This window comes from Nocardia jiangxiensis NBRC 101359 (assembly GCF_000308615.1).
In the GTDB taxonomy this organism is placed as follows: domain Bacteria; phylum Actinomycetota; class Actinomycetes; order Mycobacteriales; family Mycobacteriaceae; genus Nocardia; species Nocardia jiangxiensis.
The window spans coordinates 55,485-78,001 of record NZ_BAGB01000170.1 but is presented as its reverse complement, the minus strand read 5'-3'; the positions used below and the strand labels follow the sequence as shown (position 1 = coordinate 78,001).

The following is a 22,517-nucleotide window of genomic DNA, read 5'->3' as shown; positions in this document are numbered from 1 at the left end:
CGGCGGACCTTCGACCGGAAGCGGGGCGCGTGACCGAGGCACCGACGACACAGGTGGTGGACCGGCTACTCGACGCCGCCCAGGTACTGCTGGCGCGCAAAGGAATTCGCGCCACCACCGTCATCGAGGTGGCCGAGGAGGCCGGGGTGTCGCGGGCGTGGCTATACCGGCACTTCCCGGACAAGTCGGCGCTGCTGGGGGCGGCGATCGTGCGTCTGAGCGACAGCTACTGGAGTGATGCCCGCGCCGAATTGGACACCCTGGGCACCTTCACCGAACAACTCGTCGCGGGCGTGCGAATCGGCCGCCACACCTACGACGAGCCGGGCGCCCTACCGCTGCGACTGCGCATGACCGAACCCGAGGAGTTCGCCGCCTGCGCGGGCGCGGGCGTCACGGGTCTGGTCCCGGACCTGGCCACGTTCTGGCTGCCCTATGTCGAGGGCGCGGCCGCCCGCGGTGAGATCCACCCCCACCACGATCTGGCCGAGGTCGCCGAATGGGTCGCGCGGGTCTTGATCAGCCTGGGTACCATCCCCGGCGAGACGATCGACGCCGACGACCCCGCCGCGGTCCTGCGTCATATGCGCCGGTTCGTGCTGCCGGGTCTGCGTGCCGATCCACTGCGCGAATCCTGAACCGCCGCAGTACAGTCAGCGATCCCGGCCGACGCAACAGTCCTCCGAACACGATCGTTGCGACCCACCGCGTATGGGCACGCGGCACCGATGAGGATCGACCTCCGCCCCGGAATCGAACCATGACACGCTCCGCACACTGTGCGATCAGCCCAGTGCGTCCGGCACGAGATCGTGTACCGCTGCGGCGCTGCGGGCGAGCATGGCCAGAAACATGCGGTCGCCGCGTTCCGTGGGTTGGGCTGCGCCGCAACCGAAGACGATGATCAGCGGAGCCTGGATGAGCGCGGCGGCGTAGTCGCGGCGGCAGTCCTCCAGTGAGTAGCCGGTGACACCGTGCGCGAGCAGGGCCGCGTGGTAATCGGCGAGCAGGCTCTGCTCCGCGGCCCGGCGGTCGTCGACAGTCAGGCTGGTGGACAGCAGAAAAGCTATGTCGCGCAACGGTTGTCCAGGAGTGATGGTCTGCCAGTCGATGATGGTGGCGGTGCCGTCGGGGCCGAACATGACATTGTCCACGCGCAGATCGCCGTGCAGCAGGGCGAACTGCTCGATGGGGGCGACCAGCCACGCTCCGGCAGTCCGTTCGAGCCAGTCCAGCAGGGCGGATTCCGGTGCGGTGAGGCGGTCGGCGAATCGGTCCCGGAAGCTCGAAGTCATCGGGGCGAGTACCGATTCCATCAGCTCGCGATCCGCGTCGGTCGGCAGGGCGAGTCCGGGCTCGTCGAACAGCGTCTCGTCACACCAGCGCGGTCCGTGCAGGCCGGCCGCGGCGACGGCCACGGCGCGCGCCTGCGCCACGGTGCATCCGGCGATCTGATCGCCCTGTTCGGCGGGCGCGAGATCGTCCAGCAGCAGCAGGAACTCGCTCCCCGACTCGGACACCGCCGAGGCGTGACAACGCGGAACCGGCACTCGGACCGTCCCGGCGAGGTTGCGGTAGAAGCGCACCTCGTTGCGGAATGCGCCGGATCCGAACTCGCGCCGCGCTTTCGGGCCGGTAGCGAGTTTGGCGACCATGTGAGGCGGGAGGGCGTTCGCACCCCGATACCCCAGGTTCAGGCGGAAGGAACCCGCCATCTGGCCCGAGCCGATCGGCGTGGCAGTCACGGACTCTACAACTACGTCGTGCCCCGCATCACTCAGCAGTGCGGTGAGATAGTCCGGACTGAGTTCGCTTGCATCCGTGGGGATATCGTTGAGATCGGTCATCGGATCTCCTCGGTGTCACGGCGGCTGCGGTAGGCCGTCACGATCGGTTCCAGTTCTCGCGGTGAAGCACCGTGCAGGATGACACGGTCCGCCCCGAGATCGAATTCGGTGCGAATACGGTCCACGCAGGACTCAGGTGAGCCGGTGGCCGAGGCGGCGAGCCTTCGCCCGGAATCAGTTCGGCGATATGCGCGATCTGTTCGTCGGTGGCCTTGGCGTCGATCGCGCCCGTGGTCCCCCGCCACCACGGAGTCGTCCACGACGGCCTCGACCCGGTCGAGGTTCTGTGCCGAACTGTCGCCCGGCACACCGAAACACGATCCGAACGGTCATCGACGTAATCGGGGTCGCGTTACGCCGATCATCGAGCAGTTTTCGATCACCGCGCACGCCGCCGCGGCCACCGGACCCGCACCGATGCCGCTGACACCGCCGCTGACCTGTACGACTCCGCCGTCCAGCCGTTTCATGCGGGTGACCGTAGCACAAGTCCGAACACTTTTATAGACACTAGTCCAGACACTAGAACGGCCACCTCCTCCGGCGATCGAAACAGCGGATCAGCACCGCCGGGCGATCGAAGAGCCAGGAATCGACCGCACCACGCCCGCCTGCGACCGATCCCCCTGACCTGCACCTCAGCAAGCCTGGTCGGCAGGACCAGCCAAAGTATCTACGCCCGAAGCGAATCCGGGAGAAGCGAACGAATCCACGACCCGAAAGCCCAGTTGTCGCCGCATATTTCCGCGAATCTCCGGAAGCGGACCGGTAGCCAAGCGCGCGCACTGATGCCAGACTGCCCCGGGGCGAGACCGTCTCACTGGAAGAATTGCTATCGCAGAGGAGGGCTCATGCTCAGGGTTGTGCAGTGGGCGACCGGTGGCGTCGGCAAGGCCGCGATCGAGGCCGTGCTGCGGCATCCGGAACTCGAACTGGCCGGATGCTACGTCCATTCCGAGGACAAGAATGGCAAGGATGTCGGGGAGATCCTGGGCATCGATCCGCTCGGGGTCACCGCGTCGAACGACATCGACGCGATCCTGTCGCTCGACGCCGATGCGGTGGTCTACACCCCGCTGGTGCCGAATACCGAAGAGGTCACCCGAATTCTGCGCTCGGGCAAGAACGTCGTCACCCCGGTGGGCTGGTTCTATCCAGGTGAACGCGATGCCGCGCTCGCGCAGACGGCCGTGGACGCGGGCGTCACCCTGCACGGCACCGGGATCAACCCGGGCGGCACCACCGAACTGCATCCCCTGGTGCTCTCGGCGATGTCCTCGGCGGTCACCTCGGTGCGTGCGGAGGAGTTCTCCGATATGCGCACCTACAACGCGCCCGATGTGCTGCGCTGGGTGATGGGCTTCGGCGGCACCCCCGACGAGGCGCACAAGAGCCCGATGCTCGGTCTGCTGTCCGGCGGATTCACCCAGTCGGTCCGAATGTGCCTGGACACACTCGGTTTCGCCGAGGCGACGATCGGCACCTCGCACCAGGTCGCGGTCGCCACTGCCCCGATCGACTCGCCGATGGGCGTCATCGAGCCGGGAAAGGTTGCCGCCCAACGGTTCCAGTGGGATGCGACGATCGGCGAGCAGGTCGTCGTGCGGATCGCGGTCAACTGGCTGATGGGCGAGGAGAACCTCGAACCGGCGTGGGAGTTCGGCCCGCAGGGCGAGCGCTACGAGATCGAAATCCACGGCGATCCGGACACATTCGTGGTCATCCACGGCTGGCAGCCCACCAGCATCGCGGAGGGCCTGCGCCGCAATCCCGGCATCGTGGCCACCGCCAACCACTGCGTCAACTCGATCCCGTACGTCTGCGCCGCCGAGCCCGGCATCAGAACCTGCCTGGACCTGCCGGTGGTCGCCGGACGCGCGCATCCGGATCTGGCCGCCACGCACGGCTGAAGCCCCGGGCGGCGTCGAGAAGTCGTCGCTGCGAGACCGCCAGAATGCACGCATCCGCGTGGACATCCAGCGCGCGGCCCCGCATCTGTTCGCCGAAGTGCCGGTAGCCAAGTGAGCGTGGAGCGGAACTCGCAGCGCCTACCGATTCTGCGTACGCGAATTCTGTCGTACCCCGTTGATAGCGTTGGGGCCGTGCAGCTTCGATACCACTTCCGTGCGTATCCCACTACAGGGCAGCAGCGAGCGTTGGCCAAGGCGTTCGGATGTGCGCGGGTGGTGTACAACGACGCGTTGCGGGCGCGGCGGGAAGCGTTCGAGGCCGGGCAGCGGATCGGTGACGGTGAGTTGTCGAAGCGGCTCACTGAGGAGCGCTCAGCGGGAAGAAACCCCTGCGCGTCCGCAGGCATTCGGTCACTGATCGACCGAATCCTCCACGCCCGCAGCAAGATATGCCTTCAACGCGGACAACGTCGCCGCAAGCAACGCGTCCAGCGACGAGTCCGCGTCCTCCAGCCACTGCTCGTACGCGCTCAGCGCGAGCGCCAGCGTCACCTGACCGGCGGTGCGCGGCAACAGATCTCCGGGATCCAGTCCGAACCGTCGCGCCACGAAACTCGTGATCACCGCTCGCCACTGCTGATAGCGCAGCACCGAATGTGCTTGCAGGGCAGGCGTTGCCAGAATCAGCCGCATCCGTTGCCGATGTGAGGCGACCGCGTCGGGATCCAGCCGGTTGAACTCGATCACCGCCCGCTGCACCGCCTCGTGCACCGGCACGTCCTCGGGCATATCGTCCAGATGCCCCGCCAGATGCACGAGACTGGCGTCGAATTGCCCCCAGGGGATGTCGTTCTTGGACTTGTAGTAGCGGAACAGGGTCCGGCGGCCCACTCCGACCGCCGCGGCGATGTCGTCCAGTGACGTCGCGTCGAAGCCGCGCTCGGCGAACAGGCGGAAGGCCACCGCCTCGATCGCTCCGTGATCGGTGGCCGGGGGTCTGCCCGGCGATTTGCGCACTCGATCGCTCACTCAGCGAAGTTAGCAGAATTCGTCGACCCCCTTCCATTATGGCCTCCGGTGCCATTATTATCCAGATCACACATTCAGCACTCTGAAGGAGCGTCATGAGCGAGCACAACCGCACCGAATACGGCACGGCCGCCCAGCAGACCCAGGCCGAGGTCCAGCTCGACCCCGCCGACAGCCTCGTCGAGGACGTCTCGATCGATGGCATGTGCGGTGTCTACTGAGGTGAACGAGAACGCCTGTGCCGAAGGGGCATTCGATGCCCGGTCGGCGTGGCAGCTGGCTCCGACGGTCTCGCTTCGCAGCGAGCCCTTCGGGGCGCTGGCCTACGACTTCCACACACGCAAGCTGTCGTTCCTGAAGTCGGTGCAGCTGGTCGGCGTCGTCGAACAGCTCGCCGAATGCCCTTCGGCGCTGTCCGCGATCGACCGCGCCGGCGTTCCGGCGAACGAGCAGCAACGGTATGTGTCCGCGCTCGCCGCTCTGGCGCGCAGCAATATGATCACCCCTCGAAAGCCGGAGGCCCGCACTCCATGACGACTCTGCTTCCCGATCCCGCCCCCGCTCCCGCACCCGTCCCCCGGCTGATCGAGCAGTTCGAACGCGGGCTCAACGCCCCGATCTGCCTGACCTGGGAATTGACCTACGCCTGCAATCTGGCCTGCGTGCACTGCCTGTCCTCGTCCGGACGGCGCGACCCGCGCGAGCTGAGCACCGAACAGTGCAAGGCCGTCATCGACGAGCTGCAGCGCATGCAGGTGTTCTACGTCAACATCGGCGGCGGCGAGCCCACCGTCCGCAGCGACTTCTGGGAGTTGCTCGACTACGCCGTCGCCCACGATGTCGGCGTCAAGTTCTCCACCAACGGCGTGCGCCTGACCCCCGAACGCGCCGCGAAACTCGCCGCCACCGACTACGTGGACGTGCAGATCTCCCTCGACGGCGCGACCGCCGAGGTCAACGACGCGGTCCGCGGCCCCGGATCGTTCGATATGGCCACCCGCGCACTGCAGAACCTCGCCGACGCCGGATTCCGCGACGCGAAGATCTCGGTCGTGGTGACCAGGCACAACGTCAATCAGCTGGACGAGTTCCAGGCACTGGCCGACCGCTACGGCGCGACACTGCGCCTGACCCGGCTGCGCCCGTCCGGCCGCGGCGCGGACACCTGGGACGAACTGCATCCCACCGCCGCGGATCAGCGCGTGCTCTACGACTGGCTGATGGCCAACGGCGAATCGGTGCTCACCGGCGATTCGTTCTTCCACCTGGCCGCCTTCGGCGAATCGCTGCCGGGGCTGAACCTGTGCGGTGCGGGACGAGTGGTGTGCCTGATCGATCCGGTCGGGGACGTCTACGCCTGCCCGTTCGCCATACACGACACCTTCAAGGCGGGCAACCTGCTCACCGACGGCGGATTCGCCAGTGTCTGGCAGGAATCCGCGCTGTTCGAGGAATTGCGCAGGCCCACCGGCGGCGGCGCGTGCGCCTCCTGCAACTTCTACGATGCCTGCCGCGGCGGCTGCATGGCGGCCAAGTTCTTCACCGGTCTGCCGCTGGACGGCCCGGATCCCGAATGCGTGCAGGGATACGGCGAATCACTGCTGGCGGACCGCACCCCGGGCGAGACGCCCAAACCCTCGCAGGACCACTCCCGAACCGGCAAGAAGCGGGGCGTGTCACTGGGAATGCCGATCAGCATGCCCAGCCGCGCCTGCTCCGAAAGCCCAGTCTGACAAGGATTTCCCCCTATGCCCCGCAATGCCTGGTTCGAGACCGTGGCCGAAGCACAGCGCCGCGCTCGTAAACGTCTGCCGAAATCCGTGTACAGCGCGCTGCTGGCCGGCTCCGAGGCGGGCGTGTCCTACGACGACAACACCACCGCGTTCCGTGAACTCGGATTCGCACCGCACGTTGCGGGGTTGTCGGACACTCGCGATCTGTCCACATCCGTTCTCGGACAGGACATCTCGCTGCCGGTGATCATCTCCCCCACGGGCGTGCAAGCGGTGCACCCCGACGGTGAGGTCGCCGTCGCCCGCGCCGCGGCCGCCCGCGGCACCGCCATGGGACTGAGTTCGTTTGCCAGCAAACCGCTCTCGGACGTGCTCGAGGCGAATCCGCAGACGTTCTTCCAGTCGTACTGGATGGGCGACCGCGACACCATGTCCCGCCGCCTGCACGAGGCCCGCGACGCCGGGGCGAAGGGTCTGATCGCGACGCTGGACTGGTCGTTCTCCAACGGCCGCGACTGGGGTTCGCCCACCATCCCGGAGAAGCTCGACTTCAAGGCCATGCGCCAGAACGCGCTGAGCGTACTGGCCCGGCCGCGCTGGGCCTACGAATTCGCCAAGGCCGGAACGATTCCCGATCTGACCACACCGAATCTCGCTGCACCCGGGGAGAAACCGCCGACCTTCTTCGGCGCGTACTACGAGTGGATGCAGACGCCGCTGGCGACCTGGGACGATATCGCCTGGATGCGCAAGGAATGGGACGGCCCGTTCATGCTCAAGGGCATCTGCCGCATCGACGACGCCCGACGCGCCGTCGATGCCGGGGTCACCGCGATCTCGGTGTCCAACCACGGCGGTAACAACCTGGACAGCACCCCGGCCCCGATCCGGTGCCTGCCGGCCATCTCCGGCGCGGTCGGCGATCAGATCGAGATCGTGCTGGACGGCGGAATCCGGCGCGGCAGCGATGTGGTCAAGGCCGTCGCCCTGGGTGCGCGGGCGGTCATGATCGGGCGCGCGTACCTGTGGGGCCTGGCCGCCAACGGGCAGGCCGGTGTGGAGAACGTCCTGGACATCCTGCGGGGCGGAATCGATTCCGCGCTCCTGGGCCTGGGCAAATCCTCCATCCACGAACTCACCCCCGAGGACGTCATCGTGCAGCCGGGATTCACCCGGACGCTCGGCGGCTGAGGATGCCTGCGCTCGCCGCCGCACGCTATCCGGACCTGCCCGAGCGCCCGAGGGTGCTCGTGCCGGTCGGCGCGACCGAGCAGCACGGCCCGCACCTGCCACTGTCCACCGACACCGTCATCGCGACCGCGGTCGCGCAGCGGGTGGGCGAGCGGACCGGCAGTTGGGTGGCTCCGGCGGTCGCGTTCGGCGCGAGCGGCGAGCATCAGGGGTTTCCCGGGGTGTTCTCGGTCGGGACGACCGTCCTGACCGAGATGATCGTCGAACTCACCCGCTCGCTGGCCCTGTGGGCGGGTGAGGTCGTGTTCGTCAACGGACACGGCGGCAATGTCGCGGCGCTGCGCGCGGCCGTGGAAACCCTTGGCGCGGAAGGACACAACGCGCGCTGGCTACCGTGCGCGGCGGCCGGTGACGCGCACGCCGGATATACCGAGACCTCGATCATGCTGTACCTCTCCCCCGGCGACGTCGCGCTGGACAAGGCCGCCGCAGGGAATGTCGAGCCGCTCCCCGAGCTGATGGATCGCCTGCGGCGCAACGGGGTTCGTGCGGTATCACCCAACGGCGTACTCGGCGATCCGGCCGGTGCGAGTGCGCGGGCGGGTGCGGGACTGGTCGATCGGATGGTGCAGAGGATTGTCGATGAGCTTGGATGAACGCCCCGGGCGGGTCGCCTTCGTGACCGGCGCCGCACGCGGCGTCGGCGCGGCCACCGTGCGCGAGATGGTGCGCCGGGGTTACCACGTGACCGCGGTCGATGCCTGCGGGTCCGGACCGGCTTCGTCCGGGGTGCGGTATTCGCTGGCCTCCCCGGCGGAACTGACCGCGGTGGCGGCGACGGATCCGGATCGGATTCTGCCGGTGGTGTGCGATGTGCGTGAGCCCGAACAACTTCGGGACGCGGTCGAGCAGACGCTGTCTCGATTCGGGCGGCTCGATGCGGCCGTCGCCGCGGCCGGGATCATCGCCGGTGGTCAACCGCAGTGGGAGACAACCGAATCCGATGTGCGGGCGATGCTCGAGGTGAACGCGATGGGCGTGTGGAATACCGCCGCCGCGACGGTTCCGGTCATGTTGGCCGGGCCGGATCCCGCCGGCTGCCGATTCGTGGCGGTCGCCTCGGCGGCGGGCGAGCGGGGTCTGTTCCACCTGGCCGGGTACGCGGCGAGCAAGCACGCCGTCATCGGGATCGTGCGGGGCCTGTCGGCCGATCTGGTCGGCACCGGAATGTCGGCGGTCGCGGTATCGCCCGGCGCGACCCGCACCGAAATGCTCACCGCCACCGCCGCCCTCTACGACGACATCGACGATCCGGCCGAACTCGCCGCGCACCAAGGTCTTCGGCGGGTACTCGAACCCGAGGAGATCGCCGCGACCATCGTCTTCTGCTGTTCGGCGGAGGGTGCGGTGCTGAACGGGTCGGTGGTGCGGGCCGAGGGAGGCTTCGGCACGTGAGCGGCTCGTCCGGGCTCGCCGTGGGCACCGTCATCCGGCTCGGTGCGACCGTCCGCAGATTCGCCGAGGGTCGGCTGCTGTTCGGCGGCAGCCCTACCAGGCTGTTGAAACTACGTCCAGCTGCCGCCGCAATCCTCGGTGACACAGGCGAATTCACCGTTTCCGACGCGGTGACGGCGAGCCTGGCCGGTTCACTGCTCGGACTCGGGCTCGCGCAGATCGCCTCGGCCGGTGATTCGGTGCTGCTCGATCGGCTCACCGTCGTTGTGCCGGTACATGATTCGCCCGACCCCCTCCGACGGCTGCTGGCGGGCCTCACCGGCGTGCGGGTCGTGGTGGTCGACGACGCCTCACCGGATCCGCTCGCCCATGCCGAGGTCACGAAGGAGTTCGACGCCACACTCGTGCGACTGGAAGTCAACGCCGGTCCCGCCGCCGCGCGAAATATCGGTTTACGGACGGTGACAACACCTTTCGTAGCATTCTGCGATGCGGACACGGTACTGTCCGCCGACGAACTGCAACGCCTGCTGACCCAGTTCGCCGACCCGCGTGTCGTAGCGGTCGCCCCACGCATCCTCGGCCTGGAGGATTCCGACGCGAACTGGATCACCCGCTACGAGAACACCCGTTCCTCACTGGACCTGGGCCCCACCTCCGCTGTCGTACAACCGCTTTCCCGCGTCGGCTGGGTGCCCGCGGCCTGTCTGCTCGCTCGCGTGGACGCGCTCGGTTCCGGCTTCGACGAATCCATGCGCGTCGGCGAGGACGTGGATCTCATCTGGCGTCTGACTCGCAACGGCTCACTCGTACGCTATGTCGCCGACGTGACCGTCCGGCACGAACACCGCCGCACCCCGGGCCCCTGGCTCACCCGAAAGTATCTCTACGGAACCAGCGCTGCCCCCCTCGCCGACCGTCACGGCGAACAGGTCGCACCGGCGGTTCTACCTCCCGCCCTCGCCCTCGCCGCTGCCGGACTTCTCCTGCAAAACCGTTGGGCCACAAGGCTCTCGGCCATCGCATTCCTAGCCCATGCCAGGCACATCCACCACCGCCTACGCAGCGTCGAGGCACCGCCACGGCTACATGCCGAACTCACCACTCGCGCCGCCACCGACACCCTCCGCCAGACCTCGGCCCTTCTCCTACGCCACTGGCTTCCGATAACCCTTCTCGCCCTGCCGTTCTCCCGCCGAGCCCGCCGCGCCACCACCGCCGCGATCGTCATCGACACCATCACCGAATACCGCTCCCACACCCCGTCCGGAAACCCCGCAACCCACCTCCTGGCCCACCGTCTGGACGATGCCGCCTACGCCCTCGGCGTCTGGCGCGGAGCCCTCCGCCACCGCTCCCCCAAATGCCTTCTCCCCCACATACTTCGAAACCAACGCGGAACGAAATGACCGACGTGTGAATTCGGCGAAGCTACGACTCGGTTCTCTTCGAGTCGCCGCCCGGCACCCAGTGAATCGTCTCACTATGTGGCGTAGTTGATTCCGGCTCGACGGACTCGGTGACTTCCCGTGCTGCGGACCTGTCCGACCCACCTGATCCCATGAATGCGCTGAGATCCACCACCGCGTCACAGTAGACATCGGCATCATCCAGCACCGGCCGATTGTCGAAACCACCGGACCGAGCCAGCGAAGCCAACTCCTGAGCGAGGTACGAATACCCGGTCGGCCGCCCGCCTCTGCCGCTCACGGCCAGATCGAAACCATATCTCATCTCGAATCCCCCTCGAGAAATCTTCCCCCGTCCGTTGCCTGCTACGGCAGCCGGCAACGGATCCAACGAGCTTCCATCTCACCCGCAAAGAGTCTTCTTCCGTCGAATTATCTTGCAGACCAGGTCATGCCACGATGCAGCGATGAATTTGCCACACCGGTCGCGCGGAAACCTCTGCTACACAAATCTATCGGACAGATCACGTTCGTCAGGAAACGATCGAAGAACCAGGCGGCCACGCGTCGCCCCACTGCACATCCCGTGCGCGGCGGTACGTTTCGCCCTGCCTCTTGGAGACGAGCGTCGGGACGACGCCCTCCTCGGCAGTGCAGACCTGAAGCGTGACCAACCCCTTGCGCTTGAGGGGATGCCGGAGGATGCGGCCGCGAGCCTGGAGGTGCGGGGTGCGGGAGGCGATGACGTAGGAGAATTTCTCGTCCTCGTGGCTCAGTTCGGCGCCTTTGAGCCTGCGGTGCAAGGAGGTTCGGTTGATGCGGGCGCTGAAGTGGCACCAGTCGGAGCCCTCGGCGAGCGGGCAGGGCGTCTGGTGGGGGCAGGGGGCGACGATCGTGAGGCCGGCGGTCATCAGAGATTCTCGGGCGGCGAGGATTCGGCGGTGGCCGTCGGGGGTTCCCGGCTCGATGACGAGTACGACCTCCGCGGCCTCGGACGCCTGTGCGACCACCGCCGCCTGATCCGTGTCCGACAGTTCGCTCAGCACATAGGAAACGGCGGCCAGATCCACCCGGTCCGAAGTCCGCAGGTCCGTGACCATGCCCAGACGCCAGACCGCGGAACGGACCACGGCCTCGGCCGCCCCGGCGGCGAGACGTCGTCCGAGTTGCAGCGCCTCGTCCACCTGATCCAGCACGACGGCCTCGGTCAACGAGGGAAATGCATCCGCCGACGCCCACAGCGCCGCGCCGGTGCCGCCACCGATATCGAGGAAGGACCGCGGCTGGAAGTCCGGTGCGAGCCGGTGGAACTGCCCGAGCGCGTTGCGAACCGCCGCCCAGGTCGCGGGCATGCGGTAAGCCGCGTAGGCCGTCACATCGGCAGGCGAACCGAGGATCGGCGTCGCGGCGGGGCGGGGATCCCGGTATCGCGAGATCAACCGATCGACCGAGACGGCCAACTGCCGCTCGGGAACTCCCGCACATGCCCGTTCGAGCCCTCGGACGAGTTCGACAGGCAGATCCACCCTGAACATCCCTTCATATGTGCTGGCCGGACCGCCATTCTGTCAGGCGGCACACGCAGGCCCAGCACACGACCCCCGCCCTGATGCTCCAGCGATCGTGCCGGTCGATTCACCGATACAGACCGAACAGCGCACGGCAGGCGGCCTCGACGATCTCCTCGGGAGTCGCCTCGATCGCACCGTCCAGCCAGGCGGTGATCAGTTCGGCCATTCCGCCGATGAACAGCAGACCGGAGGTTTCGTCGGCGATCCGGCTGCGCCCCGAGTCGCCGATCCAGGAGCGCACGTCGACCGCCGATTCGTGGGCCAGGTGACGCAGCAATTCGGTACGCCTGCGGCGCAATTCGGGTACCGCCACCGATTCGACGATGGCGACCCGCCCCTTGCGCGGGTCCGCGACCAGCAGCTGCACGAACGCGGAGATCGAGGCTCGCATGCGAGCTTCCGGATCCTCCCCGGCGGCGTCCGCGGCGCTGCGACTGATCTCCTCGATTTCGACCGCGATCTCGTTCAGCACCGCTTCGAGCAACGCGTCGAGTCCGGTGAAACTTTCGTAGAAGTAGCGCTCGCTCAGCCCGGCCGCAGCACAGACCGCGGTCATCGTGGTCCGGCTCGACGGATCGGCCCACACCGTCAACCCCGCCTCGAGCAGGCGCGATCGACGCTCGGTCGCGCGCTCGGCGGCGGTGGCTCCGCGATAGACCCCTGACTGCACGGCCATGGCCTCAGCATGCCACAGCGAAAACGAACGCCAAGGTTGACAGGACATCCTTCCTGAATCAGGCTATGCGTGAGCAGCATCACAGAAAGCTGAGGAATCCTGATGACAGCCGGCACGCTGGAGACCAGACCGATCCCGACCCTGCGCCGCGAGGACCGCGGCCTACCGGTGATCGGGACGCTGCTGGAGTACACCAAAGATCCACTGGCCGTATTCCAACGCGAATGGGATCACTACGGGCAGGTCGCACCGATGTACTCACTCGGGCGAACATCGGCGCTGCTGCTCGGCCCTGACGCATGCGGTGCGGCATTGACGAACAAGGACGGCGCGCTGGCCAACGGGCCTGCCTGGTCGCGGCTGGTCGGCCCCTTCTTCCACGGCGGGCTCATGCTCATCGATTTCGACGAGCACAAGCGGCATCGCCGGATTTTGCAGCAGGCGTTCACCCGTCCTCGGCTCCAGACATACACCGAGCGCTTGCACCCGGCCATCGAAAAGGGTGTGGCGCACTGGGACGCGGGCGAAGCCTTCCCGTCGTACTGGAAGCTCAAGCAGCTGACCCTCGACATCGCCGCGGATCTGTTCATGGGCGGCGCCGCCGATACCGGCCCGGCCGAGATGGAGCGCGTCAACAAGGCGTTCATCGCCTGCGTGCAGGCCGCCACCGGGATCGTGCGCGGCAACGTGCCGTTCACGCGCTGGGGCAGAGCCTATCGCGGTCGCAAGGTGCTCGAGGATTTCCTGCGGCACTATCTGCCGGCCAGGCGAGCCGAGCAGACCGACGACATCTTCTCGGTGCTGTGCCATATCGAGGACGAGGACGGCGCCCGGTTCACCGACGACGACGTGGTGAACCACATGATCTTCCTGATGATGGCCGCGCACGACACCTCCACCATCACCACCTCCACGATCCTGCAGTATCTGGGCCAGCATCCGCAGTGGCAGGAGCGTTGCCGCGCCGAGGCGCGGGCACTGGGCCCGGCTCCGTCGATGACCGAACTCGAGGGTCTGGAGTCCATCGATCTGGTCATGCGCGAGGCATTGCGACTGCGCGCACCCGTCCCGGTCCTGGTCCGTCATGCGGTGAAAGACACTGTGATCCAAGGGGTTCGAATCCCGGCCGGCACCGACGTGGTGATCGGGATCCAGTTCACCCACCTCATGTCGCAGTACTGGTCCGATCCGCACACTTTCGATCCCGACCGCTTCGGCCCCGAACGCCGCGAGGACAAATCACACCGCTTCGCCTGGGAGCCCTTCGGCGGCGGCGCACACAAATGTCTCGGCATGCATTTCGGTGGGCTGGAAGTGAAGTCGATCATGCACCGGCTGCTGCGCGACTATCACTGGAGCGTCGATCCCGGCTACGTCGCGCCCATCGACTACCACTCCCTGCCGTTCCCCAGCGACGGCCTGCCCATCACCTTCAGACGCAACTGAGGATCCGCCGCTCAGCCCGACCTCGGTGCACCGGAATGCGACCGAAGCCGACCTCCGCCGAGTTCCGCGCCCGGCGAAGGTCGGCCGTCGGCGCTACATCGCCCCGCTGGTGACCGCCGCGGCCATTGCGGTGAGGCCCGCCAGGGCGCGCGGCAGTGGTCCACGGTGCAGGACTCCCAGCCGCTGGGTGGCGCGAGTGAGAGCGACGTAGAGTTCGGCCGCACCACGAGGTCCGTCGGCGAGGATCCGTTCGGGCTCGACGACGAGCACGGCGTCGAATTCCAGGCCCTTGGTGTCCGACGCCGTCACCGCTCCGGGGACATCCGGCGGTCCGATGACGACACCGGTTCCCTCACGACCCGCCTCGTCGCGAACGAATTCCGCTATGGCCGAGGACAATCCGTCCGCATCGACCTGCCGCGCCCAAGGCTGTACGCCGGACGCCCGGACCGACTCCGGCGGCCGGACGTCGGGCGCGAAATCGGCGAGCAGTGCGGCGGCCACACTCATTATCTCCGCCGGGGTGCGGTAGTTCACCGACAGCGATCGATACGCCCAACGCCCCGGAACGTACGGTGCGAGCATCGCGTCCCAGGAGCGTGCGCCCGCGGGCGAACGACGTTGCGCGAGATCGCCGACCACCGTGAACGATCGACCGGGACAGCGGCGCATCAGCACCCGCCAATCCATCTCCGACAGTTCCTGCGCCTCGTCGACCACGACGTGCCGGTAGGTCCAATCACGGTCCGCCGCAGCACGTTCGGCGAGTTCGCGGGTATCGCGTTCGATGAACCGGTCGGCGAGATCCTCGGCGTAGAGCAGATCGGTGGCGTACAGGTGGTCCTCGTCGTCCATCGAATCCTCGCGGCCCGTCATGAGATCCAGTACGCCCGAGGCATATTCGGCCTGCGCACGACGTTCGCGTTCGGACGAATCATCCTTCGGTTCGTGCGAGCCGAGCAGATCGACCAGCTCGTCCAGCAGCGGTACGTCCGAAACGGTCCAGGCCGCACCGTCGGCTCGCCACAGCGACTCGTCCGCGCCTGCGGCACACAGCCTTTCGGACGAGTTGTACAGCGATGCCAGCAGTTCCCGCGGCGTCAGGATCGGCCAGAGTTCGTCCAGTGCCGCGAGATATTCGCGATTCTCCGCGAGCTCGGCGAGCAGATCACCCCGCAACTGCTCCCAGGCTTCGCGATCTCCACGGGTCAACCAACCCTTGCCGATTCGGCCGATGGCGCGTTCGGTGAGCACCCATTCGACGATCTCCCGGAACACCCGGCGAGCCTCGTTGTGCGGCAGCCCGCTCTCGCGCGCCTCCTGGATCGCCCACTGCGCGGTCTCGGCGTCGATCCGCACCGTCACATCCGCCAGCTCGATCGTGATCGGATCCTGCGGCAGCCGTTGCCGGTCGGCGATCGCGGCGACGAGCACGTCCAGGATCTTCAGCGAACCCTTGAGTTTGGCCGCGGTCGGGGTGTCCTGCGCGGTGACGTGCAGACCGGGCACGAGATCGCCGGTCGTGGTGAACACCACATCCGATTCGCCCAGCGACGGCAGCACCCGGCCGATGTGGTTCAGGAACGCCGAATTGGGCCCGACGACCAGCACACCGTGCCGTTCGATCTGCTCGCGCTGGGTGTAGAGCAGATAGGCGACCCGATGCAGCGCGACGACGGTCTTGCCGGTCCCGGGCCCGCCCTCGATCACCAGCACACCCGCGTGATCGAGCCGGATGATCTCGTCCTGTTCGGCCTGGATCGTGGCCACGATGTCGCGCATCCCCTCGCCGCGCGGTGCGTTCACGGCCGCGAGCAGCGCCGCGTCCCCGCGCTCGCCCGCACCAGGCCGGCCGAACACCTCGTCGGTGAATTCGACCAGCTGCCGCCCGCGAGTGAAGAACTGCCGACGCCGGCGCATATTCTCCGGCGTCGCCGCGGTGGCGACGTAGAACGCGCGCGACGCGGGCGCACGCCAATCGAGCAGCACCGGCTCATAGTCGTTGTCCGCGTCCAGCAGGCCGATCCGCCCGATGTACGCGCGCTCGCCCGATACGGTGTCCAATCGGCCGAAACACAGTTTGTTGTCCGCCACGTCCAGTCGTTTCACCTGGGTGGCGAGTGTGCGCACCTCCACGTCGCGATCCACCGGGGACAGTCCGTTCCCGCGCAGCGCCGCGCTGTAGCGCCGCATGGTCTGCGCTCGCTCGGCATCCAGGCGCGCGTACAGCCCGTCCACATATTCCCGTTCGGCTCGCAATTCCTCGTCGTACCCCTGTGCCGCCACACGCCCCTCACTTTCCTGACCCGACCACCTGCAGGTTGTCGCCTCGGCCAGCGATTGTGCAGCATGTACGGGGCCTTGCCGCAAGCCCCGGTGTGCGTTGTACAATAAAACGGGAAGGAAATGGACGGGTCTTTTCGAACTCGTATCCGTCTGCCCCGGAACACATCTGCGGCACGAAATTCCGATCATCGAGAAATTCGGCATCGTTTTCGTCATGCGCGAATGCCCCTCCCGTACAGACGGTCCGGGGGTGTCTCGTCGGATGGTCAACGCCCACAAGCATGTCCAGGCAATGACGATCGGCCCGCTAGCGAATGCGGCGGGCCGATGATCATGGAGAGTCCGTCACGCGGCGTCGGGCGGAACCTCACCGAAGACGAGCGCCGGATCATCGGGCAGCCAGTTGCCGTGGAATCCCGCGGGCACCCGCTGCGGCAGATGAATCTCCGCCACCGGTCCCGCCGCCAGATCCTCGGCATCCAGGATGACCAGATCACTCCGGTCGGTCGCCGGATCGTAGACATAGGACAGCAGCCATCCGGGACCGCCGGGCCGATCGTCGGCCGGCGCGAACGACGCCTCGGACGGATTGCGCCCGCCGGGGAACACGTAACTGGTCGCGTCGCCGGACTGCAGGTCGTAGCGGTGCAGCGCGCCGAGCCCTTCGGATTCGCCCGTCCACGCCGATGCGACCGTACTGGTGACGTGACCGAACCGCGCGGGCAGACCGGCCAGCCGGTCATCGATGCGCGGGAATTCCGCATGACGATCGTCGATCGGGCGCTCGGTCACCGTGCCGGTGCTCAGATCGATCGTCCAGCTCCACAGACTCCCCCGGGCATTCATGTCGACCCCGTCACCCAGCCGGTCGTATCGGATGACCTGCAGAGTCAGCACCTGCCCGCTCGGATCCTCGTACGCGTTGAGACCGTGGAAGACGTAGCAGGGCTCGATCTCGAACCACCGCACCGGAGCGTCGGGATTCGCGCGGTCCAGAACACCCAGGCGCGCACCGTATTCGGACTGCCAGGCGTAGGGCATGCCGGGTGCGCCCGCCCGGATCCGCGCCGAATCGAAAACCACCGGCAGATCCATGAATACGACATGTCCGGAGGTGAGGTGGAAATCGTGCATCATCGTCGGGGCGCCCACGTCGATCGGCTGGGTGAAGACCAGATTCCCGTTCGCATCCGCGCGGTGATAGGTCAGGAACGGGCGTTCGGTCGCGCCGTAGCCGAAGAAGTGCAGTTCGCCGGTGATCGGGCAGATCTTCGGGTGGGCCGTCATCGCGGTGTGCAACCGGCCGCCGAAGTCGTAGGTGCCCACGGTGGCGAGTTCGTGTCCGGGCCGCATGTCGATCTCGTACGGGAGCGAGGATTCCACCAGCGCGAAGGTGCGTCCGGCATGCCGGACAACATGCGTATTGGCCTGTCCGAACGCCAGATCGCGGTGGCCGGTTCCGTTGTCGCGGTGGGGATCCGCGGCGAACATGGAGGTGCGGACCCAGCGATTGCGATACGCGACCGCACGACCGCCTTCGAGCCGCACGCCGTGCACCATGCCGTCGCCGACGAACCAGTGCGCGGAGACGCCGGTGCGCGGATTCGGGCCGTTGCGCAGATACCAGCCGGTCAACTCGGGCGGGATGGCGCCGGATACCGGCAGCTCGGTTGCGCTGAGTTCGGTGGTGACCGGGGCGAAGCCGCCGAGTAGGTGGGGAGCCGTGGTGGTCATCGAAAGCACTTCCTTCACAAGTGAATCGGGACAGGTCGGGTCTCAGGCGATCGACGGATTCGCAGCCTTGGCGGCAGCCTGCGCACGTGCTGTGTACCGCAGGGTGAACAGCGCCGGGAGCGCGAACGCGGCGACCTGCACCACGGTGCGCGGGGTGTCGGTGTGCGCCAGGATCGCCAGCAGGAGGCAGCCGATGGTGAAGCTCGCGGCCCAGACACCGGTGATGATGTAGTTGACCCGGATGAATGCCGGATTCGACCACAGCTCCGGCGGGGTGGACTGCTTGGCGATCGGCAGCGTGAACGGTGTGCGGACCAGCAGGGAGATGCCCGCGACGATCATCAGCACACCGCTCGAGATCGCCGGTGAGTACGGGTGCAGCGGGGTGTTCGGGTCGACGAAAGCCAGGATCGTCAAGGCGATGAAGAACGCCGCCGAGCCGAGGTCGATAACCATTCCGGTCACGCCGCGACCGGCCCTGACCAGTCGGAATATCTCGATCAGCGATATGCAGGCGGCGATCAGCGCGGCCCACTGCCAGTAGTGCGACGGCACAACCGCGTACACGATCCAGGGGGCGAAGGTGCGCAGGAAGGACATGATGAAGTCTCCGGATATTTCGTAGCGGACATGTTGGTTGCGGATATTCCGGTGCCGGAATGTGCACTTATCCTGATACTCCGGTCCGGACATGTCAAGTCCGTAATGTAGGCTCCTGTCATGAGCCTCAGACACGCCCTGCTGGGTCTGCTGGCGGATCGCCCCGCCAGCGGCTACGACCTGCTGCAACGGTTCGCTGGATCGCTCGCGAACGTATGGTCCGCATCGCAGACCCAGGTGTATACAGAGCTGACGAAACTCGCCGGCGAGGGGTTGATCACCGCCGCGGAGGAGGGTCCGCGCCGGCGCAAGGAGTACGAACTCACCCCGGCGGGCGACGCCGAACTCAAGGAATGGCTCCGTGCGGCCCCGGCACGTCCTCCCGCGCGCAACGACATGCTCCTGCGGGTGTTCTTCCTGGGCCGCCTCCCGCGCCAGGAGGCCCTGGACCACCTGTCCACCATCGAGGAACGCGCCCACGCTCAGTACGAGGACCTGGTCAACCTGGAGAAGTCGACCGAATGGAGCGGTAACGACTTCTCCGAATACGGCCGGTTCGCCCTGGAATGGGGTCAGCGCTACTGGACGATGAACCTGGAATGGGCGCAATGGGCCCGCGAGCAGATCACCGACAGACACCGGACCCGCTCGGCGGGCAGTTCCGCACCGAAGCACGGGTAGCGCCGAAACTTCCACCGGCGGAACGGTTTCGGCACATCGACAGAGTCCGCCGTCGACGCTCCCGGACACGGGAGAAACAATCATTACAACGTCCCCAGCCCTGGTCACGCCGCTGATCGATGTAACGCTGTGCAGCGGCACATCAAGTGGCCGCCCGCCGCATCGGCAGCGAGCCACCCGATCACGGGAGACAACTGTGACGATCGACGACGGCCGGACGGATCGGCCGAAAAACCTTGCCGACAATCGATTTCGAACCGCGGGCGGGACCCGGACGCTCGGCGCACTGGTCACGATGCTGGCGAGCCTGTGCGGAGTGGGCGTCGGTGCGAATCAGGCTTCGGCCGATGCCTGGGTCAGCGTGCCGTGCCAATGGGCGGGCAGGTCCTATCCGTCCGGCGTCACGGTGCATGCGGGCGGATGGCCGTTCACCTGCGCAACCGATGCTTTCGGCGCACCGCGCTGGAATCGCGGTGCCGCGGATGGACATCCGGACACCGTGGACAGTCCCGGCGCGAATTCCGCTGCCGCCCAGGGATACAGCGTCGGGGCATGGCAGCCCGGGACATCTTTCTTCGACTACTGCGTCGGGGACGCCGCACTCATCCCTGGGACCGACTACGTCTTCGAGGCCGTTCCGTTCAACGGCAACACCTTCTGGCGCACCGCGGCACCCATGTCGGACTGGACCGTCGCCCCCGGCTCACACCACCGGTACACCTGGCCTACCTCGCGATACTGCGTCAACGGACTCGTGGAGTGAGTACCGAGACCGGAATCCGGTGTGCCATGGGCAATTCGGTGGATCCTTCCACCTGGACGAGAACGACCTTTCGGCCGTAAAATAGCTGACGGCGCCACCCTGATCCCACCACGACCCATCGGGATACATTCCCCACAGCCATCATTCTCGGCGCAGGGCTCTCACGCCCCCGACTATCCGAATCATCCACGGAAACAGCCGCATCGAAGCTCATGCGGCTGCGCCGTGCCCGGGTGCCGATCACACGGGCACCGAATCACAGATCGCGGAGACTCGTCATGGCATCGGAAATCCAAGAGTACCAAGGGGCTTCGCCGGATGCGGTCCGGCAGCACTACGACGTCGGCACCGAATTCTATCGACTCTGGCTGGATGCGGGCATGACCTATTCGTGCGCGCTGTGGGCCGAGGGCGACGACCTGGACCGCGCCCAGCGTCGCAAACTCGACTACCTCATCGCGCAGGCCCGCATCACCGGCGCCGAACGGGTCCTGGACATCGGCTGCGGCTGGGGCAGCCTGGCACGTGCGATCGCCGATCGCCACCCGCAGGCCCACATCACCGGACTCACCCTCAGCCGCGACCAATACGACTACGCCCGAACACATCCCGCGGATCGGATCGACATCCGTCTGGAGCACTGGAACGCGCACGGCCCGGACCGGCCGTACGATGCGATCTTCTGCGTCGGCGCGCTGGAGCACTTCGTGCGATTCGGGTTGTCGCGCAAGGAACGCACCGACGCCTACCGCGCGTTCCTCACACACTGTCACAGCATCCTGCACCCGGGTGGCGCGCTGGTGATCCAGACGATCGGCAAGGGCAACCGGCCGCTGGGCCCGGATTCACTCACCGACGTGCAGTTCCTGGCGAACGAGATATTCCCCGAATCCGAGCCGCCGCGGCTGGCCGAACTCGCCCACGCGGCAGAGAAACTCTTCGAATTCCGTTCGCTGGTCAACGATCGTCTCGATTACGCGCGGACCTGTGCGGAATGGCTGCGACGGCTCCGGGCACAACGCGTCGAGGCCGAGCGGATCGCCGGGGCGACCGTCACCCAGGCGTACGAACGCTATCTCGAGGCCTCGATCCGGCAGTTCGAGGCCGAACATCTGGTGCTGTACCGCATCTCGCTTCGCAAGGTGGCCACCTGACCCCCGCCGTCACTCCCCTGCTGAATCCTGTTGTTCCAGAATTCTTTTGGGGTGCATGCCGTCGACCGCACCCATGAACGGCGGATGGATGCTGTACCCCAGCATCCGCCGCATATCCTCCGACACCGCCCGAACGGTGCGGCGACCGACGGCCAGTGTGTACGCCTCCTGCGGCCGGAGCCAGGGCTCGCAGTACTGCACGGTCAGGCCCAGACGTGCAGCGGCCGAACGGTTCTCGCCGCCGCCGTGCCACAGCGTGCCCAGGTAGAACGCGCACGATCCGGCGGGCATCCGCGCGACGACCCTGGCATCGGACTGCGCCGGTTGCCGTTCGCCATCCCAGCGATGGCTGCCGGGCAGCAGCACCGTGCCGCCGTTGTCCTCGGTGAACTCGTCGATCGCCCACATGGTCGCGGCACTGAGCGCCGGACGCGGCCGGGGCACCGGATAGAAACCGTCGTCGTGATGCGGCAACTGCGCCCGCTCACCGGGCAGGATTTCGATCGCCTGGAGCTGGGAGAGCAGATAATTCGGCAGCAACAGCCGATCGAGCAGGGCCAGCACCCGGGGATGCTCGACGAGCCCGTCGCAGGCACGCGTCTTGTCGACCAGGTTGTACGCCCGCCTGGTCCGCTCCCCCTCGAAGGTATTGCGGCCGGTCCGGCCGAGCAGCGGCGCGAGCGCCGCACGAAGCCGCTCGCACTCCGCAGGGCTGATGAGGTTCTCCCAGATGACGTACCCGTCCCGCTCGACGGCCGCCAGATCCGCCGCCGCCACCGCCGGATCGATCGTCCAGGCCGCGCTGACGGTCGCTCGGTGCCGCCGCGCCAGATCCACCCGCAGATCGTCCAGACCGGTGATCACTTCGACGGAATTCGGCGGATGTGGGGAGGTCACGGGATGCTCCTCACGCAGTGCGGACGAACCGATCGGCCCACATCATTGTGAATTCCCCTGCGCGGTAGCGCAAGACATCCCCGACGAATCGTCAACGCGTGGAAGCGGATCGAGCGAGTACGTCGTCTCGTCCGA

Annotated in this window: 22 protein-coding genes and 2 pseudogenes; 14 read left to right on the top strand and 10 right to left on the bottom strand. The window is 67.0% G+C overall.

Annotation, left to right across the window (positions count from 1 at the left end; genetic code table 11):
• Positions 1-29: 29 nt before the first annotated feature.
• Positions 30-638, top strand: a complete 609-nt coding sequence (locus ON40_RS43345) for a TetR/AcrR family transcriptional regulator (protein WP_040831575.1) — start codon at positions 30-32, stop codon at positions 636-638.
• Between the two features lie 147 nt (positions 639-785).
• On the opposite strand, the gene ON40_RS43340 is transcribed toward ON40_RS43345, so the two are convergent.
• The 3 genes and pseudogenes from ON40_RS43340 to ON40_RS52885 all read right to left on the bottom strand — a co-directional run bounded on the left by ON40_RS43340 (position 786) and on the right by ON40_RS52885 (position 2,317).
• Complete coding sequence (locus ON40_RS43340; protein WP_040831574.1) at positions 786-1,847, bottom strand: phosphotransferase family protein; 1,062 nt, start codon at positions 1,845-1,847, stop codon at positions 786-788.
• Positions 1,844-2,076 (bottom strand): annotated as a pseudogene (locus ON40_RS55295) (TIGR03857 family LLM class F420-dependent oxidoreductase); the annotation flags it as partial. The gene ON40_RS43340 and the pseudogene ON40_RS55295, both read right to left, overlap by 4 nt.
• 100 nt (positions 2,077-2,176) lie before the next feature.
• The gene (locus ON40_RS52885) at positions 2,177-2,317 is read right to left on the bottom strand and encodes a hypothetical protein (protein ID WP_157186797.1); all 141 of its coding nucleotides are present in this window, start codon (positions 2,315-2,317) and stop codon (positions 2,177-2,179) included.
• Between the two features lie 381 nt (positions 2,318-2,698).
• On the opposite strand from ON40_RS52885, the gene ON40_RS43330 reads away from it, so the two are divergent.
• Together ON40_RS43330 and ON40_RS55850 are read left to right on the top strand one after the other, a co-directional pair.
• Positions 2,699-3,757: an NAD(P)H-dependent amine dehydrogenase family protein gene (locus tag ON40_RS43330; RefSeq protein WP_040831572.1), complete on the top strand. Its 1,059-nt coding sequence runs from the start codon at positions 2,699-2,701 to the stop codon at positions 3,755-3,757.
• Positions 3,758-3,868: 111 nt separating this feature from the next.
• Positions 3,869-4,024: pseudogene (locus tag ON40_RS55850) on the top strand (helix-turn-helix domain-containing protein); the annotation flags it as partial.
• A 144-nt stretch (positions 4,025-4,168) separates the two neighbouring features.
• On the opposite strand, the gene mftR reads toward ON40_RS55850, so the two are convergent.
• Positions 4,169-4,786: a mycofactocin system transcriptional regulator MftR gene (mftR, locus tag ON40_RS43325; RefSeq protein ID WP_040831571.1), complete on the bottom strand. Its 618-nt coding sequence runs from the start codon at positions 4,784-4,786 to the stop codon at positions 4,169-4,171.
• A gap of 95 nt (positions 4,787-4,881) precedes the next feature.
• Here mftR and mftA point away from each other — a divergent pair, with 95 nt between their 5' ends.
• From mftA to mftF, 7 genes are read left to right on the top strand one after another with little or no spacing between them, the layout of a single operon-like run.
• The gene (mftA, locus tag ON40_RS49415; protein WP_063713219.1) at positions 4,882-5,007 is read left to right on the top strand and encodes a mycofactocin precursor MftA; all 126 of its coding nucleotides are present in this window, start codon (positions 4,882-4,884) and stop codon (positions 5,005-5,007) included.
• On the top strand, positions 4,997-5,320 hold the full coding sequence (mftB, locus tag ON40_RS43320; protein WP_245568254.1) for a mycofactocin biosynthesis chaperone MftB: 324 nt from the start codon (positions 4,997-4,999) through the stop codon (positions 5,318-5,320). The genes mftA and mftB overlap by 11 nt, the downstream gene beginning before the upstream one ends.
• On the top strand, positions 5,317-6,519 hold the full coding sequence (gene mftC / locus ON40_RS43315) for a mycofactocin radical SAM maturase (protein ID WP_040831569.1): 1,203 nt from the start codon (positions 5,317-5,319) through the stop codon (positions 6,517-6,519). The genes mftB and mftC overlap by 4 nt, the downstream gene beginning before the upstream one ends.
• Positions 6,520-6,534: 15 nt before the next feature.
• Positions 6,535-7,710 carry a pre-mycofactocin synthase MftD gene (gene mftD, locus ON40_RS43310; RefSeq protein WP_040831568.1) on the top strand — a complete coding sequence of 392 codons (1,176 nt, stop codon included), beginning with the start codon at positions 6,535-6,537 and terminating at the stop codon, positions 7,708-7,710.
• 2 nt (positions 7,711-7,712) lie between these two features.
• The gene (mftE, locus tag ON40_RS43305; protein WP_051194487.1) at positions 7,713-8,366 is read left to right on the top strand and encodes a mycofactocin biosynthesis peptidyl-dipeptidase MftE; all 654 of its coding nucleotides are present in this window, start codon (positions 7,713-7,715) and stop codon (positions 8,364-8,366) included.
• Positions 8,353-9,165 (top strand): mycofactocin-coupled SDR family oxidoreductase, encoded by an 813-nt coding sequence (locus ON40_RS43300; protein ID WP_040831567.1) that lies wholly within the window; start codon positions 8,353-8,355, stop codon positions 9,163-9,165. The genes mftE and ON40_RS43300 overlap by 14 nt, the downstream gene beginning before the upstream one ends.
• The gene (gene mftF, locus ON40_RS43295; protein ID WP_051194486.1) at positions 9,162-10,574 is read left to right on the top strand and encodes a mycofactocin biosynthesis glycosyltransferase MftF; all 1,413 of its coding nucleotides are present in this window, start codon (positions 9,162-9,164) and stop codon (positions 10,572-10,574) included. Before ON40_RS43300 ends, mftF begins: the two co-directional genes overlap by 4 nt.
• Positions 10,575-11,107: 533 nt before the next feature.
• On the opposite strand, the gene ON40_RS43285 is transcribed toward mftF, so the two are convergent.
• Both ON40_RS43285 and ON40_RS43280 read right to left on the bottom strand, forming a co-directional pair.
• Positions 11,108-12,100 carry a small ribosomal subunit Rsm22 family protein gene (locus ON40_RS43285; protein WP_051194508.1) on the bottom strand — a complete coding sequence of 331 codons (993 nt, stop codon included), beginning with the start codon at positions 12,098-12,100 and terminating at the stop codon, positions 11,108-11,110.
• 109 nt (positions 12,101-12,209) lie between these two features.
• Complete coding sequence (locus ON40_RS43280; protein ID WP_040831564.1) at positions 12,210-12,821, bottom strand: TetR/AcrR family transcriptional regulator; 612 nt, start codon at positions 12,819-12,821, stop codon at positions 12,210-12,212.
• Positions 12,822-12,923: 102 nt separating this feature from the next.
• On the opposite strand from ON40_RS43280, the gene ON40_RS43275 reads away from it, so the two are divergent.
• Complete coding sequence (locus ON40_RS43275) at positions 12,924-14,267, top strand: cytochrome P450 (protein WP_040831563.1); 1,344 nt, start codon at positions 12,924-12,926, stop codon at positions 14,265-14,267.
• Between the two features lie 93 nt (positions 14,268-14,360).
• Here ON40_RS43275 and helR read toward each other — a convergent pair whose 3' ends face one another.
• From helR to ON40_RS43260, 3 genes are all read right to left on the bottom strand, one after another.
• Complete coding sequence (helR, locus tag ON40_RS43270; RefSeq protein ID WP_174435117.1) at positions 14,361-16,553, bottom strand: RNA polymerase recycling motor ATPase HelR; 2,193 nt, start codon at positions 16,551-16,553, stop codon at positions 14,361-14,363.
• A gap of 345 nt (positions 16,554-16,898) precedes the next feature.
• The gene (locus ON40_RS43265) at positions 16,899-18,287 is read right to left on the bottom strand and encodes a carotenoid oxygenase family protein (protein ID WP_040831669.1); all 1,389 of its coding nucleotides are present in this window, start codon (positions 18,285-18,287) and stop codon (positions 16,899-16,901) included.
• 42 nt (positions 18,288-18,329) lie between these two features.
• Complete coding sequence (locus ON40_RS43260) at positions 18,330-18,980, bottom strand: DUF3159 domain-containing protein (protein WP_218008975.1); 651 nt, start codon at positions 18,978-18,980, stop codon at positions 18,330-18,332.
• A 27-nt stretch (positions 18,981-19,007) separates the two neighbouring features.
• On the opposite strand from ON40_RS43260, the gene ON40_RS43255 reads away from it, so the two are divergent.
• The 3 genes from ON40_RS43255 (at position 19,008) to ON40_RS43245 (ending at position 21,485) form a co-directional block, all read left to right on the top strand.
• Positions 19,008-19,568, top strand: coding sequence for a PadR family transcriptional regulator (locus ON40_RS43255; protein WP_051194485.1), 561 nt, complete (start codon positions 19,008-19,010; stop codon positions 19,566-19,568).
• Between the two features lie 196 nt (positions 19,569-19,764).
• Positions 19,765-20,331, top strand: coding sequence for a hypothetical protein (locus ON40_RS43250; protein WP_040831562.1), 567 nt, complete (start codon positions 19,765-19,767; stop codon positions 20,329-20,331).
• A gap of 278 nt (positions 20,332-20,609) precedes the next feature.
• Entirely contained in the window at positions 20,610-21,485 is an 876-nt protein-coding gene (locus ON40_RS43245; protein WP_040831666.1) for a class I SAM-dependent methyltransferase, read from the top strand.
• Positions 21,486-21,494: 9 nt separating this feature from the next.
• Here the strand turns inward: ON40_RS43245 and ON40_RS43240 are convergent, their stop codons facing one another.
• A complete protein-coding gene (locus ON40_RS43240) occupies positions 21,495-22,382 on the bottom strand; it encodes a phytanoyl-CoA dioxygenase family protein (RefSeq protein ID WP_040831561.1) in 888 nt (295 codons plus the stop codon).
• Between the last annotated feature and the right edge of the window lie 135 nt (positions 22,383-22,517).

Excerpts from the sequence above, each read along its gene's own strand:
- ON40_RS43340 (WP_040831574.1), bottom strand. The coding sequence starts at position 1,847 with ATGACCGATCTCAACGATATCCCCACGGATGCAAGCGAACTCAGTCCG.
- ON40_RS52885 (WP_157186797.1), bottom strand. The coding sequence starts at position 2,317 with ATGAAACGGCTGGACGGCGGAGTCGTACAGGTCAGCGGCGGTGTCAGC.
- ON40_RS43330 (WP_040831572.1), top strand. The coding sequence starts at position 2,699 with ATGCTCAGGGTTGTGCAGTGGGCGACCGGTGGCGTCGGCAAGGCCGCG.
- mftA (WP_063713219.1), top strand. The coding sequence starts at position 4,882 with ATGAGCGAGCACAACCGCACCGAATACGGCACGGCCGCCCAGCAGACC.
- mftC (WP_040831569.1), top strand. The coding sequence starts at position 5,317 with ATGACGACTCTGCTTCCCGATCCCGCCCCCGCTCCCGCACCCGTCCCC.
- mftD (WP_040831568.1), top strand. The coding sequence starts at position 6,535 with ATGCCCCGCAATGCCTGGTTCGAGACCGTGGCCGAAGCACAGCGCCGC.
- mftE (WP_051194487.1), top strand. The coding sequence starts at position 7,713 with ATGCCTGCGCTCGCCGCCGCACGCTATCCGGACCTGCCCGAGCGCCCG.
- ON40_RS43300 (WP_040831567.1), top strand. The coding sequence starts at position 8,353 with ATGAGCTTGGATGAACGCCCCGGGCGGGTCGCCTTCGTGACCGGCGCC.
- ON40_RS43280 (WP_040831564.1), bottom strand. The coding sequence starts at position 12,821 with ATGGCCGTGCAGTCAGGGGTCTATCGCGGAGCCACCGCCGCCGAGCGC.
- ON40_RS43275 (WP_040831563.1), top strand. The coding sequence starts at position 12,924 with ATGACAGCCGGCACGCTGGAGACCAGACCGATCCCGACCCTGCGCCGC.
- ON40_RS43265 (WP_040831669.1), bottom strand. The coding sequence starts at position 18,287 with ATGACCACCACGGCTCCCCACCTACTCGGCGGCTTCGCCCCGGTCACC.
- ON40_RS43260 (WP_218008975.1), bottom strand. The coding sequence starts at position 18,980 with ATGTCCGGACCGGAGTATCAGGATAAGTGCACATTCCGGCACCGGAAT.
- ON40_RS43255 (WP_051194485.1), top strand. The coding sequence starts at position 19,008 with ATGAGCCTCAGACACGCCCTGCTGGGTCTGCTGGCGGATCGCCCCGCC.
- ON40_RS43245 (WP_040831666.1), top strand. The coding sequence starts at position 20,610 with ATGGCATCGGAAATCCAAGAGTACCAAGGGGCTTCGCCGGATGCGGTC.